The organism is Aeromonas sp. QDB63, assembly GCF_027707425.1.
Lineage (GTDB): Bacteria > Pseudomonadota > Gammaproteobacteria > Enterobacterales > Aeromonadaceae > Aeromonas > Aeromonas caviae.
In genome coordinates this window covers 1-20,066 of the sequence record NZ_JAPCIS010000039.1, presented here as the reverse complement: position 1 = coordinate 20,066, position 20,066 = coordinate 1, and the positions used below count along the sequence as shown (strand labels likewise).

Annotated in this window: 18 protein-coding genes and 1 tRNA gene; all 19 read left to right on the top strand. The window is 56.2% G+C overall.

Annotated features, from left to right (window positions below; all coding sequences use genetic code 11):
- Nucleotides 1–35: 35 nt before the first annotated feature.
- Nucleotides 36–112 (top strand) — tRNA-Trp (locus PG879_RS18140).
- Between the two features lie 60 nt (nt 113–172).
- A complete protein-coding gene (gene secE / locus PG879_RS18135; RefSeq protein WP_010675960.1) occupies nt 173–544 on the top strand; it encodes a preprotein translocase subunit SecE in 372 nt (123 codons plus the stop codon).
- A gap of 9 nt (nt 545–553) precedes the next feature.
- Nucleotides 554–1,105, top strand: a complete 552-nt coding sequence (nusG, locus tag PG879_RS18130; RefSeq protein WP_010675959.1) for a transcription termination/antitermination protein NusG — start codon at nt 554–556, stop codon at nt 1,103–1,105.
- 134 nt (nt 1,106–1,239) lie between these two features.
- Nucleotides 1,240–1,668, top strand: a complete 429-nt coding sequence (gene rplK, locus PG879_RS18125; protein ID WP_005306313.1) for a 50S ribosomal protein L11 — start codon at nt 1,240–1,242, stop codon at nt 1,666–1,668.
- Nucleotides 1,669–1,672: 4 nt separating this feature from the next.
- Nucleotides 1,673–2,374 carry a 50S ribosomal protein L1 gene (gene rplA, locus PG879_RS18120; RefSeq protein ID WP_010675958.1) on the top strand — a complete coding sequence of 234 codons (702 nt, stop codon included), beginning with the start codon at nt 1,673–1,675 and terminating at the stop codon, nt 2,372–2,374.
- Nucleotides 2,375–2,630: 256 nt separating this feature from the next.
- Complete coding sequence (gene rplJ, locus PG879_RS18115) at nt 2,631–3,131, top strand: 50S ribosomal protein L10 (protein WP_005339895.1); 501 nt, start codon at nt 2,631–2,633, stop codon at nt 3,129–3,131.
- A gap of 51 nt (nt 3,132–3,182) precedes the next feature.
- Nucleotides 3,183–3,548 carry a 50S ribosomal protein L7/L12 gene (gene rplL / locus PG879_RS18110; RefSeq protein ID WP_010675957.1) on the top strand — a complete coding sequence of 122 codons (366 nt, stop codon included), beginning with the start codon at nt 3,183–3,185 and terminating at the stop codon, nt 3,546–3,548.
- Between the two features lie 223 nt (nt 3,549–3,771).
- Nucleotides 3,772–7,800: a DNA-directed RNA polymerase subunit beta gene (rpoB, locus tag PG879_RS18105; RefSeq protein ID WP_039040981.1), complete on the top strand. Its 4,029-nt coding sequence runs from the start codon at nt 3,772–3,774 to the stop codon at nt 7,798–7,800.
- A 91-nt stretch (nt 7,801–7,891) separates the two neighbouring features.
- Nucleotides 7,892–12,196, top strand: coding sequence for a DNA-directed RNA polymerase subunit beta' (gene rpoC / locus PG879_RS18100; protein ID WP_010675955.1), 4,305 nt, complete (start codon nt 7,892–7,894; stop codon nt 12,194–12,196).
- A gap of 197 nt (nt 12,197–12,393) precedes the next feature.
- On the top strand, nt 12,394–13,110 hold the full coding sequence (locus tag PG879_RS18095; protein WP_010675954.1) for a helix-turn-helix transcriptional regulator: 717 nt from the start codon (nt 12,394–12,396) through the stop codon (nt 13,108–13,110).
- A gap of 26 nt (nt 13,111–13,136) precedes the next feature.
- Nucleotides 13,137–13,517, top strand: a complete 381-nt coding sequence (locus tag PG879_RS18090; RefSeq protein ID WP_010675953.1) for a RidA family protein — start codon at nt 13,137–13,139, stop codon at nt 13,515–13,517.
- A gap of 86 nt (nt 13,518–13,603) precedes the next feature.
- Complete coding sequence (gene tusD, locus PG879_RS18085) at nt 13,604–13,996, top strand: sulfurtransferase complex subunit TusD (protein WP_042864794.1); 393 nt, start codon at nt 13,604–13,606, stop codon at nt 13,994–13,996.
- A gap of 9 nt (nt 13,997–14,005) precedes the next feature.
- Nucleotides 14,006–14,362: a sulfurtransferase complex subunit TusC gene (gene tusC / locus PG879_RS18080; RefSeq protein WP_029314860.1), complete on the top strand. Its 357-nt coding sequence runs from the start codon at nt 14,006–14,008 to the stop codon at nt 14,360–14,362.
- Between the two features lie 7 nt (nt 14,363–14,369).
- Nucleotides 14,370–14,648 carry a sulfurtransferase complex subunit TusB gene (gene tusB / locus PG879_RS18075; RefSeq protein ID WP_043153905.1) on the top strand — a complete coding sequence of 93 codons (279 nt, stop codon included), beginning with the start codon at nt 14,370–14,372 and terminating at the stop codon, nt 14,646–14,648.
- A 181-nt stretch (nt 14,649–14,829) separates the two neighbouring features.
- On the top strand, nt 14,830–15,204 hold the full coding sequence (gene rpsL, locus PG879_RS18070) for a 30S ribosomal protein S12 (RefSeq protein WP_005306278.1): 375 nt from the start codon (nt 14,830–14,832) through the stop codon (nt 15,202–15,204).
- A 93-nt stretch (nt 15,205–15,297) separates the two neighbouring features.
- Nucleotides 15,298–15,768, top strand: coding sequence for a 30S ribosomal protein S7 (gene rpsG, locus PG879_RS18065; RefSeq protein ID WP_010675949.1), 471 nt, complete (start codon nt 15,298–15,300; stop codon nt 15,766–15,768).
- Between the two features lie 75 nt (nt 15,769–15,843).
- Entirely contained in the window at nt 15,844–17,949 is a 2,106-nt protein-coding gene (gene fusA, locus PG879_RS18060; protein ID WP_010675948.1) for an elongation factor G, read from the top strand.
- 54 nt (nt 17,950–18,003) lie between these two features.
- Complete coding sequence (tuf, locus tag PG879_RS18055) at nt 18,004–19,188, top strand: elongation factor Tu (protein ID WP_005306325.1); 1,185 nt, start codon at nt 18,004–18,006, stop codon at nt 19,186–19,188.
- Between the two features lie 112 nt (nt 19,189–19,300).
- A complete protein-coding gene (gene gmhB, locus PG879_RS18050) occupies nt 19,301–19,843 on the top strand; it encodes a D-glycero-beta-D-manno-heptose 1,7-bisphosphate 7-phosphatase (protein WP_270830540.1) in 543 nt (180 codons plus the stop codon).
- The last annotated feature ends 223 nt before the right edge of the window (nt 19,844–20,066 follow it).

Sequence of the window (20,066 nt, the reverse complement as noted above, 5' to 3'; positions counted from 1 at the left end):
AAAGCAAAGCCCCTATAATAGGGGCTTTCTTATGCAGGGGCGTAGTTCGAATTGGTAGAACAGCGGTCTCCAAAACCGATGGTTGCGGGTTCGAGTCCTGCCGCCCCTGCCATATACCTCGTCTCGTACGGGGCTTTTGTGTCTTTGGTTACGTCAGATACAGGTGGGTTGTATGAGTGTTAGTTCTGAGGGTCAGGGCGGAAGCAAGGATACCCTGCTTTGGGGCCTGGTTTTCATCATCCTGGCGGCCGCTGTAGTGGGCAATTACCTGCTGAGCGACGTTATTGCTGCCGTCCGCGCCCTGGGTGTGGTCGTTGTCATCGCTGCTGCCGGTGCAGTGGCCCTGCAAACCACCAAGGGCAAGGCAACACTGGCGTTTGCCCGTGAGTCTCGCCTGGAAGTCCGCAAGGTCGTATGGCCGACCCGTCAGGAAGCCATTCAGACAACCCTGATTGTGCTGGCGGTGACTGCCGTGATGGGGCTGCTGCTGTTCGTGTTGGACGGCGCCTTGGTCTGGTTGGTCAACTTGATTACCGGTGTGTAAGGATAAGCCATGACTGAACAACGTGAACAGCGTATGAGATGGTATGTCGTGCAGGCATTTTCCGGCTACGAAGGCCGTGTTGCCAAATCCCTGCGTGAACATATCAAGATGCATGGCATGGAAGAGCTGTTTGGTGAAGTGCTGGTCCCGACCGAAGAAGTGGTCGAGATGCGTGCTGGCCAGAAGCGCAAGAGTGAGCGCAAATTTTTCCCGGGATACGTCCTGGTCCAGATGGTGATGGATGAAACCACATGGCACTTGGTACGCAATGTACCACGTGTAATGGGTTTCATCGGCGGTACCTCCGATCGCCCTGCTCCTATCTCCGATAAAGAAGCGGATGCCATCCTCAATCGTCTGCAAGATGCCCACGACAAGCCGCGTCCGAAAACCCTGTTTGAACCGGGTGAGATGGTCCGGGTTGCCGATGGTCCGTTCGCCGACTTCAACGGTACCGTTGAAGAGGTGGACTACGAAAAGAGCCGCGTGAAGGTCTCCGTACTGATCTTCGGCCGCTCAACGCCGGTAGAACTGGATTTTGGTCAGGTCGAAAAAGGCTGATTAATCTCTGTACGCTTAACGGTTGTCAGGGGCAGCGATTATCTCTATAATTCGCTGCCCCTTTATTTGTTGGGGAGCCGTTTGCAGGAGCATGTCTCCGAGGCGTTAGAACCCATTTTTGAGGTATTTTTGTAATGGCTAAGAAAGTCACAGCTTATATCAAGCTGCAAGTTAAGGCTGGCAGTGCTAACCCCAGCCCTCCCGTTGGTCCTGCTCTGGGTCAGCACGGTGTGAACATCATGGAATTCTGTAAGGCATTCAACGCCCGTACAGAAAAGCTGGAAAAAGGTTCTCCGACTCCGGTCGTGATCACCGTTTACAGCGACCGTTCCTTCACCTTCGAAACCAAGACTCCGCCCGCTTCCTTCCTGCTGAAGAAAGCCGCTGGTATCCAGTCTGGTTCCGCCAAGCCGAACAAAGACAAGGTTGGTAAGGTGACTGTGGCTCAGCTGCAAGAAATCGCCAAGACCAAAGAGCCGGATATGACTGGTGCCGATCTGGATGCAAAAGTACGTTGCATCGCCGGTTCCGCTCGTTCCATGGGCCTGGTAGTGGAGGAGTAAGACAATGGCTAAACTGTCCAAGCGTATGCGCGTTATTCGCGAAAAAGTTGACGGTACCAAAGAGTACTCCATCAACGAAGCCATTGCCCTGCTGAAAGAACTGGCTACCGCCAAGTTCGTTGAAAGCGTTGACGTTGCCGTTAACCTGGGTATCGATGCTCGTAAATCCGACCAGAACGTACGTGGTGCAACTGTACTGCCGCACGGTACCGGTCGTGACATCCGTGTCGCCGTGTTCACCCAGGGTGCCAATGCCGAAGCCGCCAAGGCTGCCGGTGCTGAACTGGTTGGTATGGACGACCTGGCCGAGCTGGTCAAGAAAGGCGAGATGAACTTCGACGTCGTCATCGCATCCCCGGATGCCATGCGTGTTGTTGGTCAACTGGGTCAAATCCTGGGCCCGCGCGGTCTGATGCCGAACCCGAAAGTGGGTACCGTCACTCCGAACGTAGCCGAAGCCGTCAAGAACGCCAAGGCTGGTCAGGTTCGTTACCGTAACGACAAAAACGGTATCATTCATACCACTCTGGGCAAGGTCTCTTTCAACGAAGTTCAGCTGAAAGAAAACCTGGAAGCGCTGCTGGTTGCCTTGAAGAAGGCCAAGCCGTCCTCCGCCAAGGGTGTATTCATCAAGAAAGTCAGCATCTCCACCACCATGGGTGCCGGTGTTGCCGTAGACCAAGCTTCCCTGGAAGCTCAGGCCTAATTGATGGGTTTTACAAGGCGCAAAATTTAATCTATAATTTTGCGCCTTGATTGGTTGGGGGTTTCGACCTCCGTCCAAGACCGCAGGAGGCCGCAAAGCCTTAATTCTTCCTGCGTAGACGGTGCCGGAAACCCAGCGAGAAAGATTCTTTCTCTTCTGGAATCCTGCTACCGCATCGTTCCCCTCTGTTGTAAAGGTAGGGGGGATGTGTCAGTACTGGGTCAACAGACCCGGATTCAATCCAGGAGTTAAGCCAATGGCATTGGGACTCGAAGACAAAAAGGCAATTGTTGCTGAAGTCAACGAAGCTGCCAAAGGCGCTCTTTCTGCAGTTGTAGCCGATTCTCGCGGCGTCACTGTAGACAAGATGACCGTCCTGCGTAAGACCGCTCGTGAAGCTGGTGTGTACATGCGCGTTGTGCGTAACACCCTGCTGCGTCGCGCGGTAGAAGGTACCGAATACGAGTGCCTGAACGACGCATTTACCGGTCCTACCTTGATTGCTTTCTCTAACGAACACCCGGGCGCTGCCGCTCGTCTGTTCAAAGAGTTTGCCAAAGCGAACCAAAAGTTCGAAATCAAGGCTGGCGCTTTTAACGGTGAGTTTATCGCCGCAGCACAAATTGATCGTCTGGCCACGCTGCCGACTTACGAAGAAGCAATTGCGAAGTTGATGGCTACCATGAAGGAAGCCTCTGCTGGCAAGCTGGTTCGTACTATCGCTGCTGTTCGCGACCAGAAACAAGCTGCTGCTTGATTCTCGCCTATCTAGGCTGTTTGAGTTTATTCAACATCAGGAATTTTTGTCATGTCTATCACTAAAGACCAAATCATTGAAGCCGTTGCTTCCATGTCCGTAATGGAAGTTGTTGAGCTGATCGAAGCTATGGAAGAGAAGTTCGGTGTTTCTGCCGCTGCTGCCGTCATGGCCGGCCCGGCTGCTGCTGAAGCAGTAGAAGAGAAGACCGAGTTCGACGTAGTTCTGACTGCTGCTGGCGCCAACAAAGTTGCCGTCATCAAGGCCGTTCGTGGCGCTACCGGTCTGGGCCTGAAAGAAGCCAAGGACCTGGTAGAAGCTGCTCCGACCAATCTGAAAGAAGCCGTGTCCAAGGACGAAGCTGAAGCTCTGAAGAAAGAGCTGGAAGCTGCCGGTGCTTCTGTTGAGATCAAATAATCTGCATTTATGTAGATTAGCCTGATAAAACAGGCTAAGGCTGGTGAATCTTTATTCACCAGCCTTTTTGCGCTGTAGACTGAGAGTATTTCACACCGTTCACGACTCTCGGTGCACCAGCAATCCGGACCGCCTCATCGTCCGGGCCAACACAAAACGGTGTTGAGACAGAGCTGTCCCGTGGGGACAGAGTGGGTCACTTATCAGCGAGCTGAGGAACCCTATGGTTTACTCTTATACCGAAAAAAAACGCATACGTAAGGACTTCGGTAAGCGAGACCAGGTACTGGACACGCCTTATCTGTTGTCCATTCAGCTGGACTCCTTCAAGCAGTTCATCGAGGCTGACCCGGAAGGTGAGTACGGCCTAGAAGCCGCCTTCCGTAGCGTTTTCCCGATCACCAGTTACTCCGGTAGTGCTGAGCTTCAGTATGTCAGCTATCGCCTGGGTGAGCCGGTATTTGACGTAAAAGAATGCCAGATCCGTGGAGTGACCTACTCCGCGCCGCTGCGTGTCAAGCTTCGTATGGTTCTGTACGACCGTGAAGCAGCTGCCGGCACCGTCAAAGATATCAAGGAACAAGAAGTATACATGGGCGAGATTCCGCTCATGACCGAGAACGGCACCTTTGTCATCAATGGTACCGAACGGGTTATCGTCTCCCAGCTGCACCGCAGCCCGGGGGTCTTCTTCGACCACGATAAAGGCAAAACACATTCATCCGGTAAGGTATTGTATAACGCCCGCGTTATCCCCTACCGTGGCTCCTGGCTGGACTTCGAGTTCGATGCGAAAGACAACCTGTTTGTCCGTATCGACCGTCGTCGCAAACTGCCGGCCTCCATTATTCTGCGCGCCCTGGACTTCAGTTCCGAAGAAATCCTGGCCACCTTCTTCGAGACCATCGGTTTCGAGGTCAAGGATGGCAAGTTGATGATGGATCTGGTGCCCGAGCGCCTGCGTGGCGAGACCGCGACCTTCGACATCATTGCCAATGGCGCCGTGGTGGTCGAGACCGGTCGTCGTGTCACTGCCCGTCACATCCGTCAGCTGGAAAAAGACGGCATCACTCAGATCGAGGTGCCGGTAGAGTATGTTGTTGGCAAAGTTGCAGCCAAGAACTATGCACATCCGCAGACTGGTGAAATGGTCGTGACTGCCAACCAGGCCCTGAGCCTGGAAGCAGTTGCCAACCTGTCCCAGGCCGGCTTCAAGCACTTCGAGGTTCTGTTCACCAACGAACTGGATCACGGTGCCTACATGTCCGAGACCCTGCGTATCGACTCCAGCTCCAGCCGCCTGGAAGCCCTGGTCGAGATCTATCGCATGATGCGTCCGGGCGAGCCGCCCACTCGCGAAGCGGCCGAGCAGCTGTTCGAGAACCTGTTCTTCTCTTCCGAGCGTTACGACCTGTCTACCGTAGGTCGGATGAAGTTCAACCGCCGTTTGGGTCGTGAAGACGAGACTGGCGTTGGCGTGCTGACCAAGGACGATATCGTCGAGGTCATGAAGCGCCTGATCGACATCCGTAACGGTAACGACGAAGTGGACGATATCGACCACCTTGGTAACCGTCGTATTCGTTCCGTCGGTGAAATGGCCGAGAACCAGTTCCGTGTCGGTCTGGTCCGTGTCGAGCGTGCGGTGAAGGAGCGCCTCTCCCTGGGCGATCTGGACACCCTGATGCCGCAGGATCTGATCAACGCCAAGCCGATCTCCGCCGCGGTCAAAGAGTTCTTTGGTTCCAGCCAGCTGTCCCAGTTCATGGACCAGAACAACCCGCTGTCCGAAGTGACCCACAAGCGCCGTATCTCCGCGCTGGGCCCGGGCGGTTTGACCCGTGAGCGTGCCGGTTTCGAAGTTCGAGACGTACACCCGACCCACTACGGTCGTCTGTGCCCCATCGAAACGCCGGAAGGTCCGAACATCGGTCTGATCAACTCGCTGTCCGTGTATTCCCGCACCAACGAGTACGGTTTCCTCGAGACCCCGTACCGCAAGGTGATCGACGGTGTGATCACCGACGAAGTGGATTACCTGTCTGCGATTGAAGAAGGCAAGTACGTGATCGCACAGGCCAACGCCGCGACCACCGAAGATGGCCGTCTGAAAGATGAATTGATCCCGTGCCGTCACAAAGGTGAATCCACCTTTATGAACGCCGACCAGATCCAGTACATGGACGTGAGCCCGCAACAGATCGTCTCTGTGGCAGCGGCCCTGATCCCGTTCCTGGAACACGATGACGCGAACCGCGCATTGATGGGTTCAAACATGCAACGTCAGGCTGTACCGACCCTGCGCGCTGACAAGCCGCTGGTAGGTACCGGTATGGAACGCGCCGTGGCCGTTGACTCCGGTGTCACCGTAGTGGCCAAGCGTGGCGGCATGATCGACTACGTCGACGCCTCCCGTATCGTTATCAAGGTCAATGAAGATGAGCTGCTGCCAGGCGAAGCCGGCATCGACATCTACAACCTGACCAAGTACACCCGTTCCAACCAGAACACCTGTATCAACCAGCGCCCCTGCGTGATGCTGGGTGAGCCGGTGATGGCCGGTGACGTGCTGGCTGACGGCCCGTCCACCGATCTCGGTGAACTGGCGCTGGGTCAGAACCTGCGCGTCGCGTTCATGCCGTGGAACGGTTACAACTTCGAAGACTCGATCCTGGTGAACGAGCGCGTGGTTCAGGAAGATCGCCTGACCACCATCCACATCCAGGAACTGGCCTGTATCTCCCGTGACACCAAGCTGGGTCCGGAAGAGATCACTGCTGACATCCCGAACGTGGGTGAAGCCGCTCTGTCCAAGCTGGACGAGTCCGGTATCGTCTACGTGGGTGCCGAAGTGAAGGGCGGCGATATCCTGGTCGGCAAGGTAACTCCGAAAGGTGAAACCCAGCTGACTCCGGAAGAGAAGCTGCTGCGCGCCATCTTTGGTGAGAAGGCGTCCGACGTGAAGGACTCTTCCCTGCGAGTGCCGAACGGTGTGTACGGTACCGTGGTTGACGTGCAAGTCTTTACCCGCGATGGCGTGGAAAAAGACAAGCGCGCCAAAGAAATCGAAGAGATGCAGTTGAAGGAAGCGAAGAAGGACTTGACCGAAGAGTTCAAGATCCTGGAAGACGGCATTTTCGGCCGTTCCCGCAACCTGCTGCTGGCCGCCGGTTACAGCGAAGATCGTCTGAACAAGCTCGATCGTTCCAAGTGGTTTGAGCTGGCCATCGAAGATGAAGCCAAGCAAATCGAGCTGGAGCAGATCGCTGAACAGCACGTTGAGCTGAAGGCCGAGTTCGACAAGAAATTCGAGAACAAGCGTCGCAAGATCATCCAGGGCGATGACCTGGCGCCGGGCGTACTGAAGATCGTCAAGGTCTATCTGGCCGTCAAGCGTCGCATCCAGCCGGGTGACAAGATGGCGGGCCGTCACGGTAACAAGGGTGTTATCTCCAAGATCTGTCCGGTCGAGGATATGCCTCATGACGAGTACGGCCGTCCGGTCGACATCGTACTGAACCCGCTGGGCGTACCGTCTCGTATGAACATCGGTCAGATCCTCGAAGTGCACCTGGGCCTCGCGGCCAAGGGCATCGGCGAGAAGATCGACCGCATGATCAAAGAACAGCGCGAGCTGCACGAGATGCGCGAGTTCCTGCAACAGGTCTATGACCTGGGCGAGAAGGACTCCCAGCAAGTGAACATTGCCGAGCTGTCTGACGACGACGTACGTACCCTGGTGGGTAACCTGCGTAAGGGTCTGCCGGTGGCTACACCTGTCTTTGATGGTGCCAAAGAGCGCGAAATCAAAGCCTTGCTGAAGCTGGCCGATCTGCCGGAATCCGGTCAGATCTCCCTGTTCGACGGTCGTACCGGTAACGCCTTCGAGCGCAAGGTCACCGTGGGTTACATGTACATGCTGAAGCTGAACCACCTGGTAGACGACAAGATGCACGCGCGTTCTACCGGTTCCTACAGCCTGGTTACCCAGCAGCCGCTGGGTGGTAAGGCGCAGTTCGGTGGTCAGCGGTTCGGTGAGATGGAAGTGTGGGCCCTGGAGGCTTACGGTGCGGCATATACCCTGCAGGAAATGCTGACCGTCAAGTCTGACGATGTGAACGGCCGTACCAAGATGTACAAGAACATCGTGGATGGCGACCACCGTATGGAGCCGGGCATGCCCGAATCCTTCAACGTATTGCTGAAGGAAATCCGCTCTCTGGGTATCAACATCGAGCTGGACGAAGAGTAAGAGCTCGCTCTTATTGTTCGAGAATTGACGTGGGCGCCCCGCTGTTTCGGCAGCCGGGGCGCCGAGGTTAGACTCCTGACAGGGGAAACACGTGAAAGACTTACTCAAGTTTTTGAAGGCTCAGACCAAGACCGAAGAGTTTGACAGTATCAAGATCGGTCTGGCCTCTCCTGACATGATCCGCTCCTGGTCATTCGGTGAGGTCAAAAAGCCTGAGACCATCAACTACCGGACTTTCAAGCCGGAGCGTGATGGTCTGTTCTGCGCCCGTATCTTCGGACCGGTGAAGGACTACGAGTGTCTGTGCGGCAAGTACAAGCGCCTGAAACACCGTGGTGTGATCTGCGAGAAGTGCGGTGTAGAAGTGACCCAGACCAAGGTCCGTCGTGAGCGCATGGGCCACATCGAGCTGGCCAGCCCGACTGCCCACATCTGGTTCCTGAAGTCCCTGCCGTCCCGTATCGGTCTGCTGCTGGACATGACCCTGCGTGACATCGAGCGCGTGCTGTATTTCGAATCCTATGTAGTGATCGAACCCGGCATGACCAACCTCGAGCGCAGCCAGATGCTCTCCGAAGAGAACTATCTGGACGCACTGGAAGAGTGGGGCGACGAATTCGACGCCAAGATGGGTGCCGAGGCCATTCTGGCTCTGCTGCGCGCCATCGATCTGGAAGGCGAAGTCAAAGCCATGCGTGAGGAGCTGGATCAGACCAACTCCGAGACCAAGCGCAAGAAGACCACCAAGCGTCTGAAGCTGATGGAAGCCTTCCTGCAATCCGGCAACAAGCCGGAGTGGATGATCATGACAGTGCTGCCCGTGCTGCCGCCGGACCTGCGTCCGCTGGTACCGCTGGACGGCGGTCGTTTCGCGACCTCCGATCTGAACGATCTGTACCGTCGCGTGATCAACCGTAACAACCGCTTGAAGCGTCTGCTGGATCTGGCTGCGCCTGACATCATCGTGCGCAACGAAAAGCGCATGCTGCAAGAGTCCGTGGATGCCCTGCTGGACAACGGCCGTCGTGGTCGTGCCATCACCGGTTCCAACAAGCGCCCGCTGAAATCCCTGGCCGACATGATCAAGGGTAAGCAAGGTCGTTTCCGTCAGAACCTGCTGGGTAAGCGTGTCGACTACTCCGGTCGTTCCGTTATCACCGTAGGTCCGACCCTGCGTCTGCATCAGTGCGGTCTGCCGAAGAAGATGGCACTTGAGTTGTTCAAGCCCTTCATCTACGGCAAGCTGGAATCCCGCGGTCTGGCGACCACGATCAAGGCCGCCAAGAAGATGGTGGAGCGCGAAGAAGCCGTCGTCTGGGACATCCTGGACGAAGTGATCCGCGAACACCCGGTTCTGCTGAACCGTGCGCCGACCCTGCACCGTCTGGGTATCCAGGCGTTTGAACCGACCCTGATCGAAGGCAAGGCCATCCAGCTGCACCCGCTCGTCTGTGCCGCCTATAACGCGGACTTCGACGGTGACCAGATGGCGGTCCACGTACCGCTGACCCTGGAAGCCCAGCTGGAAGCGCGTGCCCTGATGATGTCCACCAACAACATCCTGTCGCCTGCCTCCGGTGAGCCGATCATCGTTCCTTCTCAGGACGTGGTCTTGGGTCTGTACTACATGACCCGTGCCCGTATCAACGCCAAGGGCGAAGGTATGGTGCTGTCCGGCCCGAAAGAGGCCGAGAAGGTCTACCGTGCCGGTCTGGCCGACCTGCATGCTCGCGTCAAGTGCCGCATCACCGAGTACGTGAAGAACGAAGCCGGTGAGCTGGTTGCCAAGACCGAGATGAAGAACACCACCGTTGGTCGTGCGATCCTGAGCCTGATCCTGCCCAAAGGCATGGAATACGCCCTGATCGACGAGCCCAAGGTACTGACTGCTGCAGAGCAGGCTGACCTGGACGCCAACCCGCAGAACTGGATCAAGTGCGTCTCCAACAAGGCGCTGGGCAAAAAGCTCATCTCCCGTCTGCTGAACACCTGCTATCGCAAGCAGGGCCTGAAGGATACCGTCATCTTCGCTGACCAGCTGATGTATACCGGTTTCCACTACGCGGCCCTGTCCGGTGCCTCTGTTGGTATCGATGACATGGTCATTCCGGATGCCAAGAAAGACATCATCGCTGCTGCAGAAGCCGAAGTCGCCGAGATCCAGGACCAGTTCCTGTCCGGTCTGGTGACCGCGGGCGAACGTTACAACAAGGTTATCGATATCTGGGCCAGCGCGAACGATCGCGTCTCCAAGGCCATGATGGACAACCTTTCCAAGGAGCGTAACGTCAACTCCCTGGGCGATGAGGAAGAGCAAGCCTCCTTCAACAGCATCTTCATGATGGCCGACTCTGGTGCGCGGGGCTCCGCCGCCCAGATCCGTCAGCTGGCCGGTATGCGTGGCCTGATGGCGAAGCCGGATGGCTCCATCATCGAAACGCCGATCGTGGCGAACTTCCGTGAAGGTCTGAACGTACTGCAGTACTTCATCTCCACTCACGGTGCTCGTAAAGGTCTGGCGGATACCGCACTGAAGACAGCGAACTCCGGTTACCTGACCCGTCGTCTGGTTGACGTGGCCCAGGACATGGTGATCACCGAGGACGATTGCGGCACTACCGACGGTCTGTGGATGACTCCGCTGATCGAAGGTGGCGACGTGGTCGAGCCGCTGCGTGAGCGCGTGCTGGGTCGTGTGGTGGCCGAAGACGTGATCAAGCCGGGTACCGAGGATGAAGTGCTGGTAGCGCGCAACACCCTGCTCGACGAGCAGCTGTGTGACCTGCTGGAGCGCAACTCCGTCGACCGCGTGAAGGTACGTTCTGCCATCACCTGTGAGACCGACTTCGGTAACTGTGCTCACTGCTACGGCCGTGATCTGGCCCGTGGTCACCTGGTTAACAAGGGTGAGGCTGTCGGTGTTATCGCCGCTCAGTCCATCGGTGAACCGGGTACCCAGCTGACGATGCGTACCTTCCACATCGGTGGTGCCGCATCCCGAGCGGCTGCCGAGAGCAGCATCCAGGTGAAGAACACCGGTAGCATCAAGTTGCAGAACGCCAAGTTCGTTCTGAACAACTCTGACAAGCTGGTTATCACCTCCCGTTCTACCGAGCTGACCATCATGGACGAGATGGGCCGTACCAAGGAAAGCCACAAGCTGCCTTACGGTTCCGTGCTGGAAGTGAAGGATGGCGAAGCGGTGAACGCCGGTGATACCGTCGCGAACTGGGACCCGCACACCCACCCGATCATCACCGAAGTGGCGGGTCGTCTGCACTTCGAACACATGATCGACGGTGTGACCATCACTCGTCAGACCGACGAGCTGACCGGCCTCTCTTCCATCGTCGTACTGGATGTCAACGAGCGTCCGAGCGCCGGTAAAGAGATGCGTCCGACCGTGAAACTGGTCGATCTGAATGGCAAGGATGTGATGATCCCGGGCACCGACGTTCCCGCCCAGTACTTCCTGCCGGGCAAGGCGATCGTGAACCTGGAAGATGGTGCCAACGTGGGCGTGGGTGACGCGGTTGCGCGTATCCCGCAAGAGTCCAGTGGTACCAAGGACATCACCGGTGGTCTGCCGCGCGTTGCGGATCTGTTCGAAGCACGTCAGCCGAAAGAGCCGGCCATCCTGGCCGAGATCTCCGGTACCATCTCCTTCGGGAAAGAGACCAAGGGCAAACGTCGTCTGGTCATCACCCCGACCGATGGTGGCGAGATCTATGAAGAGATGATTCCGAAATGGCGTCACCTCAACGTGTTCGAAGGTGAAAAAGTTGAGAAGGGTGAAGTGCTGGCGGACGGTCCCGAATCTGCTCACGACATCCTGCGTCTGCGCGGTATCAGCCCGGTCGCCAACTACATCGCCAACGAAGTGCAGGACGTTTACCGTCTGCAAGGCGTTAAGATCAACGACAAGCACATCGAAGTCATCGTGCGTCAGATGCTTCGCAAGTGCGAGATCCTGAGCGCTGGCGACACCGACCTGATCGAAGGTGAACAGGTTGAAGTGGCCCGTGTGAAGATTGCCAACCGTAAACTGGTTGCCGAAGGGAAGACCCCGGCTACCTACCGTCATATCCTGATGGGTATTACCAAGGCATCTCTGAGCACCGAGTCCTTCATCTCCGCGGCTTCCTTCCAGGAGACCACCCGCGTGCTGACCGAAGCAGCCGTTGGTGGCAAGCGTGATGAACTGCGCGGCCTGAAAGAGAACGTGATCGTGGGTCGTCTGATCCCGGCTGGTACCGGCTTTGCCTACCACCACAGCCGCATCAACCAGCGTGCCGCCGCAGCCCGTGCTGTCGGTGTGCCGCAGGTGACTGCCGATGAAGCTCAGCAAAACCTGGCGGATCTGCTCAACGCAGCCGGCAGTTTTGACGAAGAGTAATCTTCAGCTGCAGTGATCGAAAAGGGCCCCTTCTAGGGGCCCTTTTTTTATTTCCCATCCGGCGCCCAGCGTGCACTGGGCTGGGGCAGGGGGATGATCCAGTGCAAGGTTATAGAGCAAAAAATCAAAAAAAGTTGACATTGCCCCGTCGCAACTGAAAACTCGGGAAAGTTGAATGGGTATTACAGGGGTAGAACATGGCTGTCGGTATCGAGGAAGTACTGCTTCCCGAAGAGCAACTGAGCGGTCGCGCTTTTACAGACGAAGACAGGGAGCTGTTGCGTTCATATGGGGGCCTTATCGAAGGCCTGGCCGATCTGTTCGGCAAGCACTGCGAGGTGGTGCTCCACTCCCTGGAAAATCTGCATGAGTCCGTGATCCAAATCGCGAATGGTTTCAATACGGGTCGAACTCTGGGGGCGCCGATCACCGATCTCGCCCTGCGGATGCTCAAGGACATCGAGAGCACGGGTCAGGATCACACCCAGAGTTATTTTGCCCGCAGTCGGACCGGTGCCTTGATGAAGTCGAGCACCATCGCCATCCGTAACCGCGACAAGCAGGTGATCGGCCTTATCTGCATCAATTTGCACATCAATGCGCCTTTCCACGAGTTCGTGGCCGAATTCTTCCCGACACCACAGCAGGTGGAGCGGCAATCACCGGAGACCTTCGCCAACAGCGTCGAAGAGCTGGTTGCCCAGACGGTGGACAACACCATCGACGAGATCAATCGTGATCCCTCCGTGGCCAACAATGCCAAGAACCGTTTTATCGTGACCCAGTTGTTCGAGAAGGGCATATTTGATATCAAAGATTCGATCAACCTGGTCGCCGACAAGCTGAATATTTCCAAACATACCGTGTATCTCTACATCCGACAGCGCAAGCAGGGTGAAGAAGAGAGCGAGTAAGCGCCATAGATAGGGGATAGATAACAATGGCTAAAGAAGTGATTGCAACCGACAAGGCGCCTGCCGCAATTGGCCCTTATGTCCAGGCTACCAAGCTGGGTGAGCTGGTTTTTACCTCCGGGCAGATCCCGCTCGATCCGGCCACCATGGACATCGTTGCCGGTGGCATCGAGGCTCAGGCAGAGCAGGTGATGAAGAATCTGGTTGCCGTCTTGAAAGCCGCAGGGGCCGATACCAGCAAGGTACTGAAGACCACCTGCTTCCTGAGTGACATGAACAACTTCGTGGCCTTCAACCAGGTGTATGCCCGCTACTTTGGCGAGTCCGCCCCGGCACGTTCCTGTGTGGAAGTTGCTCGTCTGCCCAAGGATGTACTGGTCGAAGTCGAAGCCATCGCTTACGTCTGAGCCTGTTTCATTGGAAAAGCCCCTCCCAGGAGGGGCTTTTGCGTCTGTGAGGTAGAATGGATACACCGCTGTGCAGGAGTGCGATCATGAGTCTGAATTTTGCTCTGCTGGTCACCGGGCCCGCCTATGGCACCCAGACGGCCAGCACGGCCTATCGTTTTGCCCTGAGTCTGGTCGAGCAGGGACACCGCTTGTCCCACCTCTTCTTCTATCAGGAGGGGGTGTGCAATGCCAATGGCCTCCATGCGCCAGCCAGCGATGAGATCGACCTGGTGGCACTGTGGCGCGAGTTGGCCATCCAGCAGGGTATCCGCATCGATGTGTGTGTGGCTGCGGCCATGCGCCGTGGCGTGCTGGATGAGCAGGAGGCCAAGGGAATGGGACGGGAGCATTTCAATCTGGAAGCGCCATTCTGCCTGAGCGGGCTCGGTCAGTTGGCGGAAGCCGCACTGACCGCTGATCGCTTCGTTCAGTTCTAGGGGGACAAAATGACCAGAATAGCGTTTATCTCACGGCGTGGTCCCCATGGTTCGGCGAGTGGTCGGGAGGGGCTGGATGCTCTGCTGGCCACCTCTGCATTGACGGAGTCCCTGGCACTCTTTCTGGTGGGGGATGGCGTGATGCAACTGGTGAGGGAGCAATCACCACACGCTATATTGCAGCGTCACTACGCCCCGACCTTCAAGATGCTGGAACTGTATGACATCGAAGAGATCTATGTCTGTGCGGTGTCACTGGCTGAGCGAGGACTGACGGCGGCGGATCTGCTAATCCCAGTGATTCCGCTCTCTCCTGCGGAAATTCGCCGTAGCTGGGCGGGTTTCACCACCCACATCTGCTTCTGAGGTGTCCGTGATACAGCTGATATTGAACTCTCCCTTCATGAGCCAGGATCTCGAGTTGGCGTTGCGTTACCGCATGGAAGGGGATCTGGTGGTGTTGATGCAGGATGCCGTGATGGCGGCTGCTGCCCCCGGGTGGTGCGAGCGCTTGGCAGACGTACCCCTGTACGTCATGAAGGAAGACCTGCAAGCGAGAGGCTTGTCATCCGGGATCGGGATGGAACTCGATATGCCGGGTTTGATCAGGTTGATCGCCGAGCACGGATCACCGCAGACCTGGGGCGGTTAGGCTTGGTTTTCCTTTTTATCTCAGTTGCTTAGCATAATGTCATTCGACTGTCATTTGCCATTTCGGTGTGCAAATTGTATAAATCTTGACTCCCCAGACAACAGGGCATAAAATTTCGCGTCCCCGTATCTGCGGGGAGGATTTTTCACACGTTTATGAAGTCATTATCAGGAGCCTTTTGATGGCAACTATTAACCAGTTGGTTCGCAAGCCACGCATCAAGCTCGTTGTGAAAAGCAACGTGCCGGCGCTGGAAGCGTGCCCTCAGAAGCGTGGCGTATGCACCCGTGTATACACCACCACCCCGAAGAAGCCTAACTCTGCACTGCGTAAAGTATGCCGTGTACGTCTGACCAACGGCTTCGAAGTCACCTCCTACATCGGTGGTGAAGGTCACAACCTGCAAGAGCACTCTGTTGTTCTGATCCGTGGCGGTCGTGTAAAAGACTTGCCAGGTGTTCGTTATCACACCGTTCGTGGTGCGTTGGACTGTGCCGGTGTTAAAGACCGTAAGCAGGCTCGCTCCAAGTACGGCGTGAAGCGTCCGAAAGCTTAATGGTTCTCCGTTAAGTAAGGCCAAACGTTAATTCGTTTCTAGTTAGATAACTTTCTAGTTTTGGGTAACCCCTGAAGTTACGGAGAATTTGAAATGCCAAGACGTCGTGTTGTTGGTCAGCGTAAAATCCTGCCGGATCCCAAGTTCGGATCTGAGCTGCTGGCTAAATTTGTCAACGTAGTAATGGTTGACGGTAAGAAATCTGTTGCAGAAGCCATCGTTTATGGCGCCCTGGACATCATTGCCACCAAATCTGGCAAAGAGCACCTGGCCCTGTTCGAAGTCGCTCTGGACAACATTCGTCCGGCGGTCGAGGTTAAATCTCGTCGCGTCGGTGGTGCAACCTATCAGGTGCCGGTAGAAGTTCGTCCGGTACGTCGCAATGCTCTGGCAATGCGCTGGTTGGTTGATGCCGCTCGTAAACGTGGTGAAAAATCAATGGCTCAGCGTTTGGCTGGCGAGCTGCTGGATGCCGCTGACAATAAGGGTTCGTCTGTCAAGAAACGTGAAGACGTTCACCGTATGGCTGAAGCGAACAAGGCCTTCGCTCACTTCCGCTGGTAATCCGCTTGCGCAGGGTCTTATGACTCTGCGCACCTTTAATTATCTGGGGACAAGCGCCCTAGTAAGAGGATGACAATGGCTCGTACAACCCCCATTGAGCGTTATCGTAATATCGGTATCTCCGCTCACATCGACGCCGGTAAGACTACTACTACCGAGCGCGTTCTGTTTTACACCGGTGTAAGTCACAAGATCGGTGAAGTTCACGATGGCGCCGCCACCATGGACTGGATGGAACAGGAACAAGAGCGTGGTATCACCATCACCTCCGCCGCGACCACCGCTTTCTGGTCCGGTATGGGTAAACAGTTCCAACCGCACCGTATCAACATCATCGATACCCCGGGCCACGTTGACTTTACTATCGAAGTAGAGCGTTCCATGCGTGTTCTGGATGGCGCCGTGATGGTGTACTGTGCCGTAGGTGGCGTACAGCCCCAGTCTGAAACCGTATGGCGTCAGGCTAACAAGTACAAGGTTCCCCGTATCGCGTTCGTCAACAAGATGGACCGTACCGGTGCTAACTTCCTGCGCTGCGTTGAGCACATCAAGACCCGTCTGAAAGGTAACCCGGTTCCTCTGCAACTGAACATCGGTTCCGAAGAGAACTTCAAGGGCGTTATCGACCTGGTCAAGATGAAAGCCATCAACTGGAGCGAAGCTGACCAGGGCGTATCCTTCGACTACGAAGACGTCCCGGCCGAGCTGCTGGAACAGGCGCAAGAAATGCGCATGAACCTGGTTGAAGCCGCTGCTGAAGCGTCTGAAGACCTGATGGAAAAATACCTGGGTGGTGAAGAACTGACTGAAGAAGAGATCAAGAAAGCTCTGCGTCAGCGTGTTCTGAACAACGAAATCATCCTGGTTACCTGTGGCTCCGCGTTCAAGAACAAGGGCGTACAGGCCATGCTGGATGCCGTGGTCGAGTACCTGCCGGCTCCGACCGACGTTGCTGCTATCGACGGTCTGAAGCTGGATGGCGAGACCAAGGACGAGCGTCACGCTTCCGATGACGAGCCGTTCTCTGCTCTGGCATTCAAGATTGCTACCGACCCGTTCGTGGGCAACCTGACCTTCTTCCGTGTTTACTCCGGTGTGGTCAACTCCGGTGACTCCGTGCTGAACTCCGTTAAAGAGAAGCGCGAGCGTTTCGGCCGTATCGTTCAGATGCATGCCAACAAGCGTGAAGAGATCAAAGAAGTTCGCGCAGGCGACATCGCTGCTGCCATCGGCCTGAAGGACGTCACCACCGGTGATACCCTGTGTGACGAAAGCGCACCGATCATCCTGGAGCGTATGGAATTCCCGGAGCCGGTAATCTCCATCGCCGTTGAGCCGAAATCCAAGGCTGACCAGGAGAAGATGGGTCTGGCTCTGGGCCGTCTGGCTCAGGAAGATCCGTCCTTCCGCGTATGGACCGACGAAGAATCTGGTCAAACCATCATCGCCGGTATGGGTGAGCTGCACCTGGACATCATCGTTGACCGTATGCGTCGCGAGTTCAAGGTAGAAGCCAACGTAGGTAAGCCGCAGGTTGCCTACCGTGAAACCATCCGCAACACCGTCAAGGACATCGAAGGCAAGCATGCCAAGCAGTCCGGTGGTCGTGGTCAGTACGGTCACGTCGTTATCGACATGTACCCGCTGGAAGAAGGCAAAGCCTACGAATTCGTCAACGACATCAAGGGTGGCGTGATTCCGGGCGAATTCATCCCGGGTGTTGACAAGGGTATCCGCGAGCAGCTGAAGTCCGGCCCGCTGGCAGGCTATCCGGTAATGGATCTGGGTGTGCGTCTGCACTTCGGTTCCTACCACGATGTCGACTCTTCCGAACTGGCGTTCAAGATCGCTGCTTCTCTGGCGTTCAAGGCTGGCTTCATGAAGGCCAACCCGGTACTGCTCGAACCGATCATGAAGGTCGAAGTCGAGACTCCGGAAGACTACATGGGCGACGTGATCGGTGACCTGAACCGTCGTCGCGGCCTGATCGAAGGCATGGAAGATGGCCCGTCCGGCAAGATCGTACGTGCGCTGGTGCCGCTGGCCGAAATGTTCGGTTACGCCACCTCCCTGCGTTCTGCTACCCAGGGTCGTGCTTCCTACGCCATGGAATTCGCCAAGTATCACGATGCCCCGACCAACGTCGCCCAGGCCGTGATCGAAGAGCGCAAATCCAAGTAATTTAAGATTCCCCGCCTACGACGGTAGGCGGGTTTAACCTAGAAGGACTACGTCGTGTCTAAAGAAAAATTTGAGCGTAATAAACCGCACGTAAACGTCGGCACCATCGGCCACGTTGACCACGGTAAAACCACCCTGACCGCCGCCATCACCAACGTGCTGGCCAAGCACTTCGGTGGTAAAGCTTTCGCCTTCGACCAGATCGACAAGGCACCGGAAGAGCGTGAGCGTGGTATCACCATCAACACCTCCCACGTAGAATACGACACTGCTACCCGCCACTACGCTCACGTAGATTGCCCGGGTCACGCCGACTACGTTAAAAACATGATCACCGGTGCTGCCCAGATGGACGGCGCAATCCTGGTAGTAGCAGCGACTGACGGCCCGATGCCGCAGACTCGTGAGCACATCCTGCTGGGTCGTCAGGTAGGCGTTCCGTACATCATCGTGTTCATGAACAAGTGCGACATGGTAGATGACGAAGAGCTGCTGGAACTGGTCGAGATGGAAGTTCGCGAACTGCTGTCTGAGTACGACTTCCCGGGTGATGACCTGCCGGTCGTTCGTGGTTCCGCGCTGAAAGCGCTGGAAGGCGAAGCTCAGTGGGAAGAGAAGATCCTGGAACTGGCTGGCCACCTGGACACCTACATCCCGGAGCCGGAGCGTGCGATCGATCAGCCGTTCCTGATGCCTATCGAAGACGTGTTCTCCATCGCTGGCCGCGGCACCGTAGTAACCGGTCGTGTAGAGCGCGGTATCGTGAAGGTTGGTGAAGAAGTGGAAATCGTTGGTATCAAAGATACCACCAAGACCACCTGTACCGGCGTTGAAATGTTCCGCAAGCTGCTGGACGAAGGTCGTGCCGGTGAGAACGTTGGCGCCCTGCTGCGTGGCGTGAAGCGTGAAGACGTGGAGCGTGGTCAGGTTCTGGCCAAGCCGGGCACCATCAAGCCGCACACCAAGTTCGAATCCGAAGTGTACGTGCTGTCCAAGGAAGAAGGTGGTCGTCATACCCCGTTCTTCAAGGGCTACCGTCCGCAGTTCTACTTCCGTACTACCGACGTGACCGGTACCATCGAACTGCCGGAAGGCGTTGAAATGGTAATGCCGGGCGACAACATCAAGATGGTTGTTACCCTGATTGCGCCGATCGCGATGGACGACGGCCTGCGTTTCGCTATCCGTGAAGGTGGCCGTACCGTAGGTGCTGGTGTTGTAGCTAAAGTTATCGCTTAATCGATACTTTATATGCGCACATGAAAGGGGTGGCTTCGGCCACCCCTTTTTACGTTTTGGGCCCTCTGCGCCCTGTGAGATACTGTAAAAAACATGACAGAGGTAGTTTCCCGTGAGTAAGCCCGCCATTTTTCTGGACAGAGACGGTGTCATCAACGAAGACACAGGTTATGTCAGCCAGGTTGATGACTTCCATTTCCTGCCCGGCGTCATCGAGGCCATGCAACTGCTGAAGAAAAAAGGCTATTTGCTGGTCGTGGTGACCAACCAATCCGGTATCGCCCGCGGTTACTTCACGGAAGATGACTTCATGAACCTGACCGAGTGGATGGATTGGTCATTGGCCGATCGGGATGTGGATCTCGATGGTATCTACTTCTGCCCCCATCACCCGGATCACGGCGCCCCTTGCGACTGCCGCAAACCGGAACCCGGCATGCTGCTGTTGGCGCAGCAAGAGTTGGGCATCGATATGGACCGCTCTTATATGGTGGGTGACAAACCTTCGGACCTGAAAGCCGCCATCAATGCCAAGGTCGGTCACAAGATAATGGTCAGAACGGGTAAGCCGATTACTGATGCGGGGATTGAGCTAGCCGATGCCATCTACGACAACCTGCATGATTTTGCCGTTGCAGCGCCTGTCGCAGGCTGATTTCGCTGGATTAAGATGCTTTTTGGTGGCTTTATGAGCGGTTGAACGGTGAAAGCCATCTTTTTGAAATAATCCTCTTGCCAGAACGAATTCGCTCCCTATAATGCGCCTCCATCGACAGGGCAAGCGGCAACGCAAACAAGCCAGTCGGTAGCCTCGAAAAGCCTCGTAAAATAAGGCTTGACTCGAGAAGGCGGTTGAGTAGAATGCCACTCCCGCAGCA